This is a genomic window from Frateuria sp. (assembly GCF_035944355.1).
Lineage (GTDB): Bacteria > Pseudomonadota > Gammaproteobacteria > Xanthomonadales > Rhodanobacteraceae > Frateuria_A.
Map to the genome: position 1 here is coordinate 144536 of NZ_DASZBH010000001.1, position 14885 is coordinate 159420.

11 protein-coding genes are annotated in these 14885 nt (G+C 67.7%); 8 read left to right on the plus strand and 3 right to left on the minus strand.

The annotated features are described in order from the left end of the window. Both cysI and VGU03_RS00630 read left to right on the plus strand, forming a co-directional pair. Positions 1-1704: an assimilatory sulfite reductase (NADPH) hemoprotein subunit gene (gene cysI, locus VGU03_RS00625; RefSeq protein WP_327477757.1), complete on the plus strand. Its 1704-nt coding sequence runs from the start codon at positions 1-3 to the stop codon at positions 1702-1704. Further along, positions 1701-2423, plus strand: a complete 723-nt coding sequence (locus VGU03_RS00630; RefSeq protein ID WP_327477759.1) for a phosphoadenylyl-sulfate reductase — start codon at positions 1701-1703, stop codon at positions 2421-2423. The genes cysI and VGU03_RS00630 overlap by 4 nt, the downstream gene beginning before the upstream one ends. Before the next feature lie 37 nt (positions 2424-2460). Here VGU03_RS00630 and VGU03_RS00635 read toward each other — a convergent pair whose 3' ends face one another. After that, positions 2461-3453 (minus strand): LysR substrate-binding domain-containing protein, encoded by a 993-nt coding sequence (locus tag VGU03_RS00635; RefSeq protein ID WP_327477760.1) that lies wholly within the window; start codon positions 3451-3453, stop codon positions 2461-2463. A 291-nt stretch (positions 3454-3744) separates the two neighbouring features. Here VGU03_RS00635 and cysG point away from each other — a divergent pair, with 291 nt between their 5' ends. Together cysG and cysK are read left to right on the plus strand one after the other, a co-directional pair. Then, the gene (cysG, locus tag VGU03_RS00640) at positions 3745-5280 is read left to right on the plus strand and encodes a siroheme synthase CysG (RefSeq protein WP_327477776.1); all 1536 of its coding nucleotides are present in this window, start codon (positions 3745-3747) and stop codon (positions 5278-5280) included. Then, positions 5277-6227 (plus strand): cysteine synthase A, encoded by a 951-nt coding sequence (cysK, locus tag VGU03_RS00645; RefSeq protein WP_327477761.1) that lies wholly within the window; start codon positions 5277-5279, stop codon positions 6225-6227. Before cysG ends, cysK begins: the two co-directional genes overlap by 4 nt. Before the next feature lie 122 nt (positions 6228-6349). Here the strand turns inward: cysK and VGU03_RS00650 are convergent, their stop codons facing one another. Beyond that, positions 6350-6733, minus strand: a complete 384-nt coding sequence (locus tag VGU03_RS00650) for a helix-turn-helix domain-containing protein (protein WP_327477777.1) — start codon at positions 6731-6733, stop codon at positions 6350-6352. Between the two features lie 148 nt (positions 6734-6881). Here VGU03_RS00650 and gstA point away from each other — a divergent pair, with 148 nt between their 5' ends. After that, the gene (gstA, locus tag VGU03_RS00655; protein WP_327477763.1) at positions 6882-7508 is read left to right on the plus strand and encodes a glutathione transferase GstA; all 627 of its coding nucleotides are present in this window, start codon (positions 6882-6884) and stop codon (positions 7506-7508) included. 280 nt (positions 7509-7788) lie between these two features. On the opposite strand, the gene purB is transcribed toward gstA, so the two are convergent. Then, the gene (purB, locus tag VGU03_RS00660; RefSeq protein ID WP_327477764.1) at positions 7789-9156 is read right to left on the minus strand and encodes an adenylosuccinate lyase; all 1368 of its coding nucleotides are present in this window, start codon (positions 9154-9156) and stop codon (positions 7789-7791) included. Positions 9157-9257: 101 nt separating this feature from the next. Here purB and VGU03_RS00665 point away from each other — a divergent pair, with 101 nt between their 5' ends. From VGU03_RS00665 to VGU03_RS00675, 3 genes are all read left to right on the plus strand, one after another. After that, complete coding sequence (locus VGU03_RS00665; RefSeq protein WP_327477766.1) at positions 9258-10640, plus strand: class II fumarate hydratase; 1383 nt, start codon at positions 9258-9260, stop codon at positions 10638-10640. Positions 10641-11051: 411 nt separating this feature from the next. Further along, positions 11052-12722, plus strand: coding sequence for a urocanate hydratase (gene hutU, locus VGU03_RS00670; protein WP_327477768.1), 1671 nt, complete (start codon positions 11052-11054; stop codon positions 12720-12722). 112 nt (positions 12723-12834) lie between these two features. After that, positions 12835-14607, plus strand: coding sequence for an ATP-dependent nuclease (locus tag VGU03_RS00675; protein WP_327477770.1), 1773 nt, complete (start codon positions 12835-12837; stop codon positions 14605-14607). Positions 14608-14885 lie beyond the last annotated feature (278 nt).

Consider the following 14885-nt stretch of genomic DNA (forward strand, 5'->3'; position numbering starts at 1 on the left):
ATGGCTCCCAGGCTTTCCGAACTCGAACACATCAAGGCGCGCAGCCGCCAGTTGCGCGGCTCGATCGCCGAAGGCCTGGCCGATCCGGTCACCGGCAGCATCAGCGAGGCCGACACCAAGCTGCTGAAGTTCCACGGCAGCTACCAGCAGGACGACCGCGACCTGCGCGAGGAGCGCCGCAGGCAGAAGCTCGAGCCGCTGTACGCCTTCATGCTGCGCGCGCGCCTGCCCGGCGGCGTGGTCACGCCGGCGCAGTGGCTGGTGTTCGACCGCCTCGCCGCCGACTACGCCTCCAGCGGCCTGCGCATCACCACGCGCCAGACCTTCCAGTGGCACGGCATCCTCAAGGGCAACCTCAAGCCCACTATCGCCGCAATCCACCACGCCATGGCCAGCACCATCGCCGCCTGCGGCGACGTGCTGCGCAACGTGGTGGCGACGCCGCTGCCGGAGCAGTCCGGCCTGCATGCACAGGCGTATGCCTGGGCGGCGAAGCTGTCGGCGGAACTGGCCCCGCAGACCACCGCCTACCACGAGCTGTGGCTGGACGGCGAAAAGCTGGTCGGCGAACCGGAGCCCGAGCCGCTGTACGGCAAGACCTACCTGCCGCGCAAATTCAAGATCGGGCTGGCGATCCCTCCGCTCAACGACATCGACGTGTTCGCGCAGGACCTGGGCTTGATCGCCATCGAAAGCGACGGCCGCCTGGCCGGCTTCGACCTGGCGATCGGCGGCGGCATGGGCGCCACCCACGGCGATCCGACGACCTATCCGCGGCTCGCCGAGGTGATCGGCTTCGTCGCGCCCGAACATCTGCGCGAGGCCGCCGAGCAAGTGATCGCGATCCAGCGCGACTGGGGCGACCGCGGCGAGCGCAAGCACGCGCGCCTGAAATACACGCTGGACCACCGCGGCACCGAGGTGTTCAAGGCCGAGCTGGAAAAGCGCCTGGGCTTCGCGCTGCAGCCGGCGCGCGGGTTCCGCTTCGACCACAACGGCGACCGCTACGGCTGGACCGAGGGCGAGGACGGCCGCTGGCACCTCACCTTGCACATCGAATCGGGGCGTCTGCTGGACCGCGGCCCGCAACGCCTGCAGAGCGGCATGCGCGAACTGGCCCGCGTGCACACCGGCGACTTCCGCCTGACCTGCAACCAGAACGTGATCATCGCCAACGTGCAGGCGGCCGACCGCACGCGCATCGACGCCATCGTCGCCGCGCACGGCATGGACGGCTATCGCCGGCAGAGCGCAGTGCGCCGCCACGCCATCGCCTGCGTGGCGCTGCCCACCTGCGGCCTGGCCATGGCCGAGAGCGAGCGCTACCTGCCGACGGTGCTGGAGAAACTCGAGGCGCGATTGGAGCACCACGGCCTGCTCGATGCGCCGATCCTGCTGCGCCTGTCTGGTTGCCCCAACGGCTGCTCGCGCCCGTACCTGGGCGAGATTGCGCTGGTCGGCCGCGCGATCGGCCGCTACGACCTGCGCCTGGGCGCCGATTTCAGCGGGCAGCGCATGAACGTGACCTACCGCGAGAACGTGGACGAGCAGGCCATCCTGGATGCGCTCGACCCGCTGTTCGCCGCCTACGCGGCCGGCCGCGAGCCGGGCGAGGGCTTCGGCGATTTCCTGTGGCGCACCGGCGTGTTGGCGGCGCCTGCGCCGCGACCCGAGCGCCGCATCGCGGCGGAGGTGCTGGCATGAACGCGCGCCCCGCCGTGCAGCCGGCCTGGCAGCCGCGCGGCCTGGAAGAGATCAACGCCGAGCTTGCGCGACTGGGCGCCGAGGATCGCGTGGCCTGGGCGCTGGAACACGTGCCCGGCCCGCACGTGCTGTCCTCCAGCTTCGGCGCGCAGGCGGCAGTGTCGCTGCACATGGTGAGCCGGCAGAGCCCGCGCATTCCGGTGGTGCTGATCGACACCGGCTATCTGTTTCCCGAGACCTACCGCTTCGTCGACGAACTCACCGAACGGCTGGACCTCAACCTCCAGGTCTATCGCGCCACGCTCAGCCCTACCTGGATGGAGGCCCGCCATGGCCGCCTGTGGGAGCAGGGCGTGGAAGGCATCGAACGCTACAACCGCATACGCAAGGTCGAGCCGATGCAGCGTGCGCTGGCCGAACTGGGCGCCGTCGGCTGGTTCGCCGGCCTGCGGCGGAGCCAGGCGCGCAGCCGTGCCCATGTGGCGTTCGCCGAGTACCGCCACGAGCGCTGGAAATTCCATCCGCTGGCCGACTGGAGCGACCGCGACGTCTGGCTCTACCTCAAGCGCCACGGCCTGCCATACCACCCGCTGTGGCACCAGGGCTACACCTCCATCGGCGACGTGCACACCAGCCACCGCTGGGAACCCGGCATGGATCCGGAAGACACGCGCTTCTTCGGCCTCAAGCGCGAATGCGGGCTGCACGACCTCCTCTGAGGCGACGGTCTGCTTCGTCCTCCGGATGCGGGCGCGGCTAGGCCGCGTCCGGCAGCGCGAGCGGCCGCTCGCGCCAGTGTGGCCCGTCGGACCAGGCCGCAGGCGCGGCGTCGCCGGTCAGTGCGCGCACCACGTCGCGCCGGTCCAGGTGCGGCGCGAACCGCCCGATGAACTCCAGCACGTACTCGCGCAGCACGGTTTCCCGCCGCAGCACGATCCAGGTCATGCATTGCGGGAACAGGTGGTCGGCCGGCAGCACGCGCAGGTCGGCGTCCGCCGGCAGCATCGCCATCTCGGCCAGCACGCCGACGCCCAGCCCGGCGCGCACGTAGGTCTTGATCAGGTCCGCGTCGCCGGCCGTCATGGCGATCTGCGGCTCCAGGCCGGCGTCCTCGAAGGCGCGGCGCAGGGACGACTCGGGCTTGAGCGAGGAGTCGTAGCTGATCAGCGGCTGCGCGGCCAGTTCGGCCAGCGTGGGCGGCAGGCTGCGCCTGGCCAGTACATGGCCGGCCGGAGCCACCACCACGCGGTGCCAGCGGTAGGCGGGCAGGGCTATACCCAGGGCAGGCGGCGCGCCGGCGGTGCTGACCACGGCCATGTCGACCCGGCCCGCCTCCAGTTGCGCCAGCACGTCGGCGTCGTGGCCGGGCTGCAGGTGCACGCTCACCTGCGGATAGGCGAGGTTGAGCGCGGCGATCGACGGCGGCAGGGCGAAGCGCGCCTGGGTGTGCGTGGTGGCGATGCGCAACTCGCCGTGCGCCTCGTTGCGCAGGTTGGCGGCGATCGAGCGGATGTTGGCCGCCTCGGCGAGGATGGCGCGCGCGCGCTCGAGCACCTGGCGGCCGGCATGGGTCACCGCGTCCAGGCTCTTGCCCTTGCGCACGAAGAGCCTGAAGCCGAGCTCCTCCTCAAGCTGCTTGAGCTGCTTGCTCAGGCCGGGCTGGGTGGCGTGCACGCGCTCGGCGGCGACGGTGATGTTGAGGCCTGAGTCGGCGATCGCGACCAGGTAGCGCAGTTGGACCAGGGTCATGGCTCGGTATCCGTGTTCGTTCGGCGGAAGGGGCGGCTGCGGACGGGGCGCAGCTACATCGCGCGGGCGCGCGGTGCGCCCGCCCTTCGGCCGGAACGTCGTGATCGCGGATGAGGTGCTTTTCGGTATGCATAATTTGGACGTCTATACGTCCAATGACGTTGGCTGTCAAGAAATGGTCGATGCGTCCCGGTCCACATAACGTCAATGCATATGACCTTCGCGACAAATCATTTGCCGCCCGCCAGACGGCCGCCTAGCGTGGCCATCCCCGTCTTGCAGGCCGCTCCCTTGAGGCTCTACCCGTTGTTCGCCGATCTTTCGCGCCGCGCCGTGCTGGTGGTCGGCGGCGGGTTGGTGGCCGAGCGCAAGGTGGCGGCGCTGCTGCACGCCGGGGCGCAGGTGACGGTGAATGCGCCGGAGCTGACCCCCGCGTTGCGGCGCTGGGTCGAGCAGGGAACCATCGCGCATCGGGCCGAGGCCTTCCGCGAGGCCTGGCTGGACCGGGTCTGGCTGGTGGTGGCCGCCACGTCCGACCGCGCAACCAACGCGCTGGTCGCCGAGATGGCGGGACTGCGGCGATTGTTCGTCAACGTGGTGGACGACGCCCGGCTTTCGAGCTTCCACGTGCCGGCGGTGATCGACCGCGCGCCGCTGACCATCGCGATTTCCAGCGGCGGCCACGCGCCCATGCTCAGCCGGCTCCTGCGCGAGCGACTGGAAGCGCTGCTGGACGATTCCCTCGGCGCGCTGGCCGGGCTGGCCGCCAGGCTGCGCCCGCGCGTCCGCCTGCGTTTCCCGGCCGCGGCGGCGCGGCGGCGATTCTACGAGCGGCTGTTCGCCGGCCCGGTGGCGAGCCTGCTGCGCCAGGGGCGCCAGCGCGAGGCGCGTATCGCGGCCGAGCGTGAGCTGGCCGGCGATCCTTCCTTCGATACCGGCACCGTCGTGCTGGTGGGCGCCGGCCCGGGCGATCCGGGCCTGCTGACCCTGCGTGGCCTGCGTGCGCTCAACGAGGCCGACGTGATCCTGCACGACCGCCTGGTCAGCGCCGAGGTGCTGGCGCTCGCGCGGCGCGACGCCGAACGCATCGAGGTAGGCAAGCAGGCGGGCAACCACCGCGCCACGCAGGAGCAGATCCACCGATTGATGCTCGAGCACGCGCAGGCCGGCCGCCGTGTGGTGCGGCTGAAAGGCGGCGACCCGTTCGTGTTCGGGCGCGGCGGCGAGGAGCTGGAATTCCTGCGCGCGCACGGCATCGGCTACGAGGTGGTGCCCGGCATCACCGCGGCGCTGGCCTGCGCCGCCTATGCCGGCGTGCCGCTGACCCACCGTGACCACGCCCAATCCGTGCGCCTGCTCACCGCGCACTGCCAGTCCTCGCAGGACACGCTGGACTGGGCCGCGCTCGCGCAGGAACGCCAGACGCTGGCGGTCTACATGGGCGTGGGCGAACTGGCCACGCTGCAGGCGCGGCTGCTCGAACACGGCCGCTCGCCGGCCACGCCCTTCGCGCTGGTCGAGAACGGCTCGCGGCGGGGGCAGCGGGTGGTCACCGGCGCGCTGGCCGAGCTTGCCGGGCGTGCCACTGTCCATGCGGTTCGTTCACCCGCGCTGCTGATACTCGGCGAGGTCGCTGCGCTGGCGCCCACGCTGGCGTGGTTTGGCGTGCCGCCGCTGGGCGCGGCGGCCCATGACACCGGCGATGCGGGCAGGGCGGCCCGCGCCCGCCCGGCAGCCCGCCCGGATGACGTGCTCGCCGCGCTCCACAGGCCTGACCCCTTCGCGCCGGCGCGTTCGCCGGCATCCATTGCAGGAGCACTTCCATGATCTACGACAGCATCCTGGACACCATCGGCCGCACGCCGATCGTCAAGCTGCACCGCCTCGCGCCCAAGCACGTGGAGCTCTACGTCAAGGTGGAAGCCTTCAATCCAGCCGGCTCGGTGAAGGACCGCCTGGCGCTGGCGATCATCCTGGACGCCGAGCAACGCGGCGACCTCAAGCCCGGCCAGACCGTGATCGAGGCGACCTCCGGCAACACCGGGGTGGCGCTGGCCGCGGTGTGCGCGGCGCGCGGCTATCCGTTCGTGGCGGTGATGACCGAAACCTTTTCCATCGAGCGGCGCAAGCTGATCCGCGCCTATGGCGGCAAGGTGATCCTCACCCCGGCGGCCGCACGCGGCACCGGCATGGTGGAGAAGGCCGCCGAACTGGCCAGGAAACACGGCTGGTTCCTGGCACGCCAGTTCGAGAACCCGGCCAACCCGGCCTATCACCGCCAGACCACCGCCGCCGAGATCCTGGGCGATTTCGCCGGCCGCCGGCTGGACTACTTCGTCAGCGGCTGGGGCACCGGTGGGACGCTGACCGGCGTGGGCGAAGTGCTCAAGGTGGCGCGGCCGGAGGTCAAGATCATCGGCGCGGAGCCCGCGGGCGCCTCGCTGCTGGCCGGCAAGGAATGGCAGCCGCACAAGATCCAGGGCTGGACGCCGGACTTCGTGCCGGCCGTGCTCAACCGCAAGGTGGTCGACCAGTTGCTGGGCATCGACGACACGGTCGCCCGCGATACCTCGCGCGCGCTGGCGCAGCAGGAGGGCATCTTCGTGGGGCTGTCATCGGGCGCCACGCTGGCGGCGGCGCTGCAGGTGGCCAAGGACGCGCCGGAAGGCTCGGTGCTGCTGGCGATGCTGCCCGACACCGGCGAGCGCTACCTGTCGACCTTCCTGTTCGAAGGCGTCAACGAGGGCTCGGACGAGGTGGAGCCCAGTACCTAGCCGGGGCAGAAGGTGGCGGCGGTCTGAGCCGCGCCACATGACCCTTCCCTCGCTTGCGGGGGAAGGGTCCCGGAAGGCGGATGGGGCGGGCGGAGCGCGCGCTACAACGCCGCCCTATCGATCTAGGCCGCGCGCCGCGGCCGCGCCCGCGACGATCCCAGCTCCCACTGGTCGATCAGCTTGCGCCCCACCTTCGCCAGCGCCTCGATCGCCGGCAGCAGTTCGCGGCCGAGCGGGGTGAGCGCGTACTCGGCCGAGGGCGGCGAGCTGTCCAGCACGCGGCGGGTTACCAGGCCGCGCGATTCCAGCTCGCGCAGCCGCGCGCTCAACACCCGCGCGGAAATGCGCGGGATGTCGTGGCGCAATTCGCCGAAGCGCCGCGGCTCCGCGCTCAGGTACCAGATCACGTTGGGCGCCCAGGCGCCGCGCAGCAGCGCCAGGCTCTCGGTGAGCGGGCACGCCGGCGGTGGCGCGGCGACCTTGCTCTTGCGCAGCGGCAGGCCCATGGCTGGGTTTTCCTCGTGCATGCGGTAACCGCGGGGATACCACATTCTGGCACTAATTCCCGGTTAGGTGGTATCCATGAGTAACCGTCGCAGCTAGGATGCCCGCCACGTCGCAACGACGTTCCACACCCCCACAAGGAGTCCCCGCATGAAGCTCTACTACTCCCCCGGCGCCTGCTCGCTTTCCCCGCACATCGTCGCGCAGGAAGCCGGCATCGCCCTGCAGCTGGTGAAGGTCGACACCAAGACCAGGCGCACCGAGAGCGGTGCGGACTTCCTGGCGATCAACCCGAAGGGCTACGTGCCCACGCTGGAGCTGGACGACGGCGAAGTGCTCACCGAGGGCCCGGCGATCGTGCAGTACCTGGCCGACCTCAAGCCGGCCTCGGGCCTGGCGCCCGCCAACGGCACGCTGGCGCGCTACCGCCTGCAGGAGATGCTGGGCTACATCAACTCCGAGCTGCACAAGTCCTACAGCCCGCTGTTCAAGCCCGACACGCCCGAGGCGACCCGGCAGGAGCGCAAGGACTACCTGCGCAAGCGCTACGCGCTGCTCGATGCCGTGCTGGCCAGGCAGCCCTGGCTGCTGGGCGAGCGGTTCACCGCGGCCGACGCCTACCTGTTCACCGTGACCAACTGGGCGCGCCACGTGGATCTGGACCTGTCCGACTTCCCGGCGGTCCTGGCCTTCCAGAAGCGCGCGGCCGAGCGGCCGGCAGTGCAGGCGGCGATGGACGCCGAAGGGCTGGCGCGCCGCGCCACCGCAGCGGCCTGAGGAAGACGTCCTCGAAACATGCCGCCCGCGCGAGCGGGCGGCATGTTTTTGTCCGGCGTAGGCAGCGCGTCGTAGGGTGCTTCAGCCCATCTCGAACGTTCGATCAATCGGGCGATCAGTGCGGCGTATCGCCCGCGCGCCTGACCGCGAGATCGCCCTTGCGCGCCCTGGACGCGACCATCCAGCCGGGATGGAGCTGCAGCCGCCAGCCGGCGCCTTCAGCGGTGGCAGGGTCGGCTCATGGCGCGAGCATGCGGTGCGCACCCAGGCAAGCGGCGGATCAGATGTCCTTGGCCAGCGCCGCCGCCAGCCCGGTGTAGCCGCCGGGCGTGAGCTCCAGCAGTCGCTGCTTCGCCGCCGCAGGCAGGTCCAGCCCTTCGATGAACTGGCGCATGGATTCGCGCGTGATGCCCTGGCCGCGGGTCAGCGCCTTCAGCTGCTCGTAGGGCTCGGGCAGGCCGTAGCGGCGCATCACCGTCTGCACGGCCTCGGCCAGCACTTCCCAGCTCGCGTCCAGGTCGGCCGCGAGGCGCTCGGCATTGACGGTGAGCTTGCCCAGGCCCTTCTGCAGCGATTCCAGCGCCACCAGCGTATGGCCGAAGGCGGTGCCCAGCGCGCGCAGCACGGTGGAGTCGGTCAGGTCGCGCTGCCAGCGGCTGATCGGCAGCTTCTCGGCGAAGTGGCCCAGCAGCGCATTGGCGAGGCCGAAGTTGCCCTCGGCGTTCTCGAAATCGATCGGGTTGACCTTGTGCGGCATGGTCGAGGAGCCGACCTCGCCCGCCTTCAGCGCCTGCTTGAAATAGCCCAGCGAGATGTAGCCCCAGATGTCGCGCGCCAGGTCGATCAGGATGGTGTTGGCGCGGCGCACTGCGTCGCAGTACTCGGCCACGCCGTCGTGCGGCTCGATCTGCGTGGTGTAGGGGTTGTAGTTGAGCCCCAGGCCCTGCACGAAGCGCTGCGAGAACGCGCGCCAGTCCACTTCCGGGTAGGTGATGGCGTGGGCGTTGTAGTTGCCCACCGCGCCGTTGATCTTGCCGGGGATGTCCAACGCGGCGAGCTGCTTGCGCTGGCGCTCCAGCCGCGCCACCACGTTGGCCAGTTCCTTGCCCAGCGTGCTGGGCGAGGCGGTCTGGCCGTGCGTGCGCGAGAGCATCGGCAGGCCGGCGTTGGCGTGCGCCAGCTCGCGCAGGCGGGCGATCACGCGGTCGAGCATCGGCAGCAGCACGCCCTCGCGCGCGTCGCGCAGCATCAGCGCGTAGGAGAGGTTGTTGATGTCCTCGCTGGTGCAGGCGAAGTGCACGAACTCCTTGGCCTGTGCCAACTCCGGATCGGCGCCGATGCGCTCCTTGATGAAGTACTCGATCGCCTTGACGTCGTGGTTGGTGGTCGCCTCGATCGCCTTGACGCGCTCGCCGTCGGCCACGCTGAAGCCCTCGGCGATGGCGCGCAGCTGGTCCACCTGCGTGCCGGAGAATGGCGGCAGTTCGACGATGGCCGACTCGGCGGCAAGCGCCAGCAGCCATTCGATCTCCACCTTGACGCGCCGGTGCATCAGGCCGAACTCGCTGAAGACCGGGCGCAGGGGCTCGACCTTGCCGGCGTAGCGTCCATCCAGCGGCGACAGGGCGGTGAGGGCGTGGCTGCTCATCGGGTGCGGTCCGGCAAAGGGGAAACGGCCATTTTACATTGCCGCCGCGCTGATGGCCGCCGGCCTATAGTGGCGCCTTCCCCAAGCCCGAGGAGCCACCGATGGCCGACTTCCGCATCGAGCACGACAGCATGGGCGAGCTGAAAGTGCCTGCCGACGCGCTGTACGGCGCGCAGACCCAGCGCGCGATCGACAACTTCCCGATCTCCGGCCTGGCCCTTCCGCGCGACTTCATCCGCGCGCTCGGCCTGATCAAAGCCGCCGCCGCGTCCGCCAATCTCGGGCTCGGTCATCTGAAGAAAGGGCAGGCCGCGGCCATCCGCAAGGCCGCGCTGGCGGTGGCGGAAGGGCGCTATGACGCGCAGTTCCCGATCGACGTGTTCCAGACCGGCTCGGGCACCAGCACCAACATGAACGCCAACGAGGTGATCGCCCACCTCGCCGCGCAGGGCGGGGCCAAGGTGCACCCCAACGACCACGTCAACTACGGCCAGAGCTCCAACGACGTGATCCCCACCGCGATCCACGTCAGCGCCACGCTGGCCACCAGCGAGCGCCTGCTGCCGGCGCTCAGGCACCTCAAGAGGACCATCGACAAGCGCGCGCGTGAGCTCAGGAACGTGCCCAAGACCGGCCGCACCCACCTGATGGACGCCATGCCGGTGACCTTCGGCCAGGAGCTTTCCGGCTGGTCCGCGCAGATCGCCTCGGCCATCGAGCGCATCGAGGATGCGTTGAAGCGCATGCGCCGCCTGCCGCAGGGCGGCACCGCCGTCGGCACCGGCATCAACGCCGATCCCAAGTTCGGCCCCGCGGTGGCGAAGGAACTCAAGACGCTCACCGGCGTGCGCTTCGAATCGGCGGAGAACTTCTTCGAAGGCATGGCCAGCCAGGACGCCGCAGTGGAACTCTCCGGCGCGCTCAAGACCCTCGCCGTCGCGCTGATGAAGATCGCCAACGACCTGCGCTGGATGAACTCCGGCCCCCTGGCCGGCCTGGGCGAGATCGAGCTGCCCGCGCTGCAGCCCGGCTCCTCGATCATGCCCGGCAAGGTCAACCCGGTGATCCCGGAAGCCACCGCCATGGTCGCCGCGCAGGTGATCGGCAACGACGCGGCGATCACCATCGGCGGGCAGTCGGGCAACTTCCAGCTCAACGTGATGCTGCCGATGATCGCCTACAACCTGCTGCAGTCGATCGAGCTGCTGACCAACGTCTCGCGCCTGCTGGCCGACAAGGCCATCGCCGGCTTCAAGGTCAACCGCGAGCGCGTCAACCAGGCGCTGGCGATGAACCCCATCCTGGTCACCGCGCTCAACCCCGTGATCGGCTACGAGAAGGGCGCCGCCACCGCCAAGCAGGCCTACAAGGAAAAGCGCCCGATCATGGACGTGGCCCTGGAGACCACCGGCCTGTCCCGCGACGAACTCAAGAAGCTGCTCGACCCCACCGCCCTGACCCGCGGCGGCATCCACGGCGAATAACCGCTTTGCTTCCTCTCTCCACCAGGAAAGGCTTGGGGCGAGGACCGAGGCTCGCGGAAACCCGGCTCTGCTCCCCCACCAGGAAGATAGAGCCGAGTAAGGGCGGGGGCTTGCGGAAACCCGGCTCTGCTCCCTCCCCACCAGGAAGATAGAGCCGGGTAAGGGCTGAGGCTTGCGGAAACCCGGCTCTGCTCCCTCTCCCCTCCGGGGAGAGGGCCGGGGTGAGGGGCGGGGCTCGCGAAAATCCACGACCGCGCCCAAGGCAAGCCACCCTTCCATCCTCGCGAAAAATCCCGCCCGGGCATCGGACAGCTCGCGCCCCGGCTTACCGGCAACCACGCCACCGCGAACACCAAGAGTGCTCCGCTGCCCGCTGGCTATACTCGGCCATCTGCCTCAGGAGATAAGGCCATGAACGCCCCCACCCGCATCGACACCACCCGCATCATCCGCGCCCCGCGCGGCAGCACGCTCACCTGCAAGAGCTGGCTCACCGAGGCGCCGTACCGGATGATCCAGAACAACCTCGACCCCGAGGTGGCGGAGAACCCCGCCGAGCTGGTGGTCTACGGCGGTATCGGCCGCGCCGCGCGCAACTGGGAATGCTTCGACGCCATCCTGCGCTCCCTGCGCGAGCTCAACGACGATGAAACCCTGCTGGTGCAGTCCGGCAAGCCGGTCGGCGTGTTCCCGACCCACCCCGACGCTCCGCGCGTGCTCATCGCCAACTCCAACCTGGTGCCGGCCTGGGCCAACTGGGAGCACTTCAACGAGCTCGATAAGAAGGGCCTGATGATGTACGGCCAGATGACGGCCGGCAGCTGGATCTACATCGGCTCGCAGGGCATCGTGCAGGGCACCTACGAGACCTTCGTGGAGATGGGCCGCCAGCACTACAACGGCAGCCTCAAGGGCAAGTGGATCCTCACCGCGGGCCTGGGCGGCATGGGCGGCGCGCAGCCGCTGGCCGCGAGCCTGGCCGGCGCCTGCTCGCTCACCATCGAATGCCAGCAGAGCCGCATCGACTTCCGCCTGAAGACCCGCTACGTCGACGAGCAGGCCACTGACCTCAACGACGCGCTGGCGCGCATCGAGAAGTACACCAAGGCGGGCGAAGCCAAATCCATCGCGCTGCTTGGCAACGCGGCCGACGTGCTGCCCGAGTTGGTGCGCCGCGGCGTGCGGCCGGACGCCGTCACCGACCAGACCAGCGCGCACGACCCGGTCAACGGCTACCTGCCGCTCGGCTGGACGGTGGAAGAGTGGTTCGAGCGCCGCAAGAGCGACCCCAACGGCACCCGCGACGCCGCCAAGCGCTCGATGAAGCAGCACGTGGAAGCCATGCTGGCCTTCCACGAGCAAGGCATCCCCACCTTCGACTACGGCAACAACATCCGCCAGATGGCCAAGGACGAAGGCTGCCAGAACGCCTTCGCCTTCCCCGGCTTCGTGCCCGCCTTCGTGCGCCCGCTGTTCTGCCGCGGCATCGGCCCGTTCCGCTGGGTGGCGCTCTCCGGCGACCCGGAAGACATCTACAAGACCGACCAGAAGGTCAAGGAACTGATCCCCGACGACAAGCACCTGCACAACTGGCTAGACATGGCCGAGCAGCGCATCAGCTTCCAGGGGTTGCCGGCGCGGATCTGCTGGGTGGGGTTGGGGCAGCGGCACAAGCTGGGGTTGGCGTTCAACGAGATGGTGCGGAAGGGGGAGTTGAAGGCGCCTGTCGTTATTGGGCGGGACCACCTCGACTCCGGGTCCGTCGCTAGTCCGAATCGGGAGACTGAGGCTATGAAGGACGGCAGCGATGCCGTGTCCGACTGGCCGTTGCTCAACGCCATGCTCAATACCGCTGGTGGCGCGACCTGGGTGTCGCTACATCACGGCGGGGGTGTGGGGATGGGCTACAGCCAGCACTCGGGGGTGGTGATCGTGTGTGATGGCAGCGAGGCGGCGGATAAGCGGATTGCGCGGGTGTTGTGGAATGATCCGGGCACGGGGGTGATGCGTCATGCGGATGCCGGATACCAAATCGCGGTCGAGTGCGCGAGGGAGCAAGGATTGAAGCTGCCGATGATCTGAGGCCAGACAGGGGGCGGTGAAGATGTAGGCGAACCCTGACAGACACATCAGCCAAGTTCCCCCGATGATGCCGAGGGTCGGAAGCTTCGACCATTCCTGAGGGGGAATCCAAGTGGCAGCCAAGAAGCAAATGGGCGATGACGCGATGGCTCCGCGTGCACGCATGCACAAGCTCACCATTCGCAACTTCCGTGCGATCGGGCCAATTCCCGTCGAGATCGAACTCGATGACATAGTGGTGTTGGTTGGGGCCAACAACACGGGCAAGAGCTCGATTCTTCGCGCTTATGAACTTGTCATGGCGGCGGGCAAGGAAGGGGAGATGCCCCTGGATGACTTCCCCGGGGCCACCATTCCTGAGGTGGGCTTGGCTCCTGAGGATGCGCCGACCATTGAGCTGGAGACGGTGCTGTATGAGGACAGCAAGCCGCCAGCTGAAAAATGGATCGACGTAAAACCCAACGGCGATAGACATGTCAGGGAGCGTTGGACTTGGCGCACTCCCGGCAAGCCGGAAAAACGCGGCTTCGATGTTCAGAAGGGAGATTGGGATCCTGACCATGGCCCGTGGGGCGTGGCGTCGGTAGCCCAGTCAAATCGACCCGCAATGCATCGCATCGAGGCATTCGATGACCCAAAGCAGCAGGCGGACAGCATTATCGACTTGTTGGTTGAGGCGACCAAGCAGCGGATAAAAGACCTAGCCACGGATGGCGGAAATGAAGGTCCATATACGGCGGTTCTCAATGGACTCGCTCAGCTTCAAAACGATGTAGCTAAGGAGGCTATGGCGGCTGTCGAGGAGGTCCGGGCGGAGCTGGGTCAAGCGCTAGCAAATGTGTTCCCGGGGTACACCATCTCTCTAGACGCAAGACCCGAGGACGATCTCGAGAAGGCCATTTCGTTCTTCAAGGCCCCGCCAATTCTTAGGATGGGTCCCAAAGAAGGACATCAGTCCGATCTTGAACGGCAGGGTAGTGGGACACGTCGCACTTTGATGTGGAATGCCCTTCGCATCATAGCCGAATATAAGGCGGCGGCAAAAGGAGGCGAGCGGCCTCACGTTCTTCTGTTAGACGAGCCTGAGCTTTGCCTCCATCCGTCAGCTGTGCGCGACGCCTGCAACGTTCTTTACTCGTTGCCCCAAGGTGGCACCTGGCAAGTCATGGTGACTACCCATTCGCCAGCCTTTATCGACCTCTCTCGAAACAACACTTCCATTGTCCGGGTGGAGCGAGGCCAGAATGGGACAGTTTCGGGAACGACCATATTCCGGCCGGAGCGTGCGCAACTGAGTGGCGACGACAAGGAACGGTTGAAGCTTCTCAACATGTATGACCCTTACGTCGCGGAGTTCTTTTTCGGCGGCCGTACGGTCATTGTTGAAGGGGATACAGAATACGCAGCTTTCCGAGAAGTGATCGCAGAGCTGCCGGAAAGATTTCGCGGCGTACACGTGGTTCGCGCTCGTGGTAAATACACTATTGTCGCGCTATGCAAGATTCTTAACCAGTTCAACTGTCCCTATGCGGTTCTGCACGACGCAGATACGCAAAAGGTCAAAAGTAAAGAGGGCGCAAGGGGAAACCCTGCTTGGGCTGCCAATAAACAGATATTGGATGAGATCGCGAAGGCACCGGCTGGCACAGTCCGCCTCGCGGCTTCCCTTTACACCTTCGAAGTAGCGATGTTTGGCGAGCTAGTCTCAGGGGAGAAGCCATTTTCCGCATGGCTTCGCGTCCGGCAAGACCCTGCAGCCAAGCAGAAGGTGGTGGAACTCTTGGAATACCTAGTTGGTAGTTCGGAGGCCTGTCCAGATGGAGCGATGAGTTGGACAGAGGAGCCGGCGCTTGCAGCTGCAGTAGCACAGTATGAGCCAGCTTAAGCCTTGCCCGAGCGTCAGCGTCTGTCCCGGCACACTTAACCTTTTCTTTAGCTTCCTCGCGCTCGCAAAAGAAGCGGTGCGAGTAGCCGCCGTCTAGTTTTCATAGGGGCTGTTATGGCGAGCTTCGATTCACAGCTAGTGAATCGCCCAGGGTTTCCTAGACATCTCAGGGCCATGGAAAATGGCCTATTCGGAGGTGTCCATGAGCAGCAAGCGGTATACGGATGAGTTCAAGGTAGAGGCGGTCCGCCAGGTGACGGATCGCGGGTTCAAGGTGG

What these genes read in the sequence shown, in the direction of transcription:
- cysI (WP_327477757.1), top strand. Translation starts at nt 1, where the DNA reads ATGGCTCCCAGGCTTTCCGAACTCGAACACATCAAGGCGCGCAGCCGC.
- VGU03_RS00630 (WP_327477759.1), top strand. Translation starts at nt 1,701, where the DNA reads ATGAACGCGCGCCCCGCCGTGCAGCCGGCCTGGCAGCCGCGCGGCCTG.
- VGU03_RS00635 (WP_327477760.1), bottom strand. Translation starts at nt 3,453, where the DNA reads ATGACCCTGGTCCAACTGCGCTACCTGGTCGCGATCGCCGACTCAGGC.
- cysK (WP_327477761.1), top strand. Translation starts at nt 5,277, where the DNA reads ATGATCTACGACAGCATCCTGGACACCATCGGCCGCACGCCGATCGTC.
- VGU03_RS00650 (WP_327477777.1), bottom strand. Translation starts at nt 6,733, where the DNA reads ATGGGCCTGCCGCTGCGCAAGAGCAAGGTCGCCGCGCCACCGCCGGCG.
- gstA (WP_327477763.1), top strand. Translation starts at nt 6,882, where the DNA reads ATGAAGCTCTACTACTCCCCCGGCGCCTGCTCGCTTTCCCCGCACATC.
- purB (WP_327477764.1), bottom strand. Translation starts at nt 9,156, where the DNA reads ATGAGCAGCCACGCCCTCACCGCCCTGTCGCCGCTGGATGGACGCTAC.
- VGU03_RS00665 (WP_327477766.1), top strand. Translation starts at nt 9,258, where the DNA reads ATGGCCGACTTCCGCATCGAGCACGACAGCATGGGCGAGCTGAAAGTG.
- hutU (WP_327477768.1), top strand. Translation starts at nt 11,052, where the DNA reads ATGAACGCCCCCACCCGCATCGACACCACCCGCATCATCCGCGCCCCG.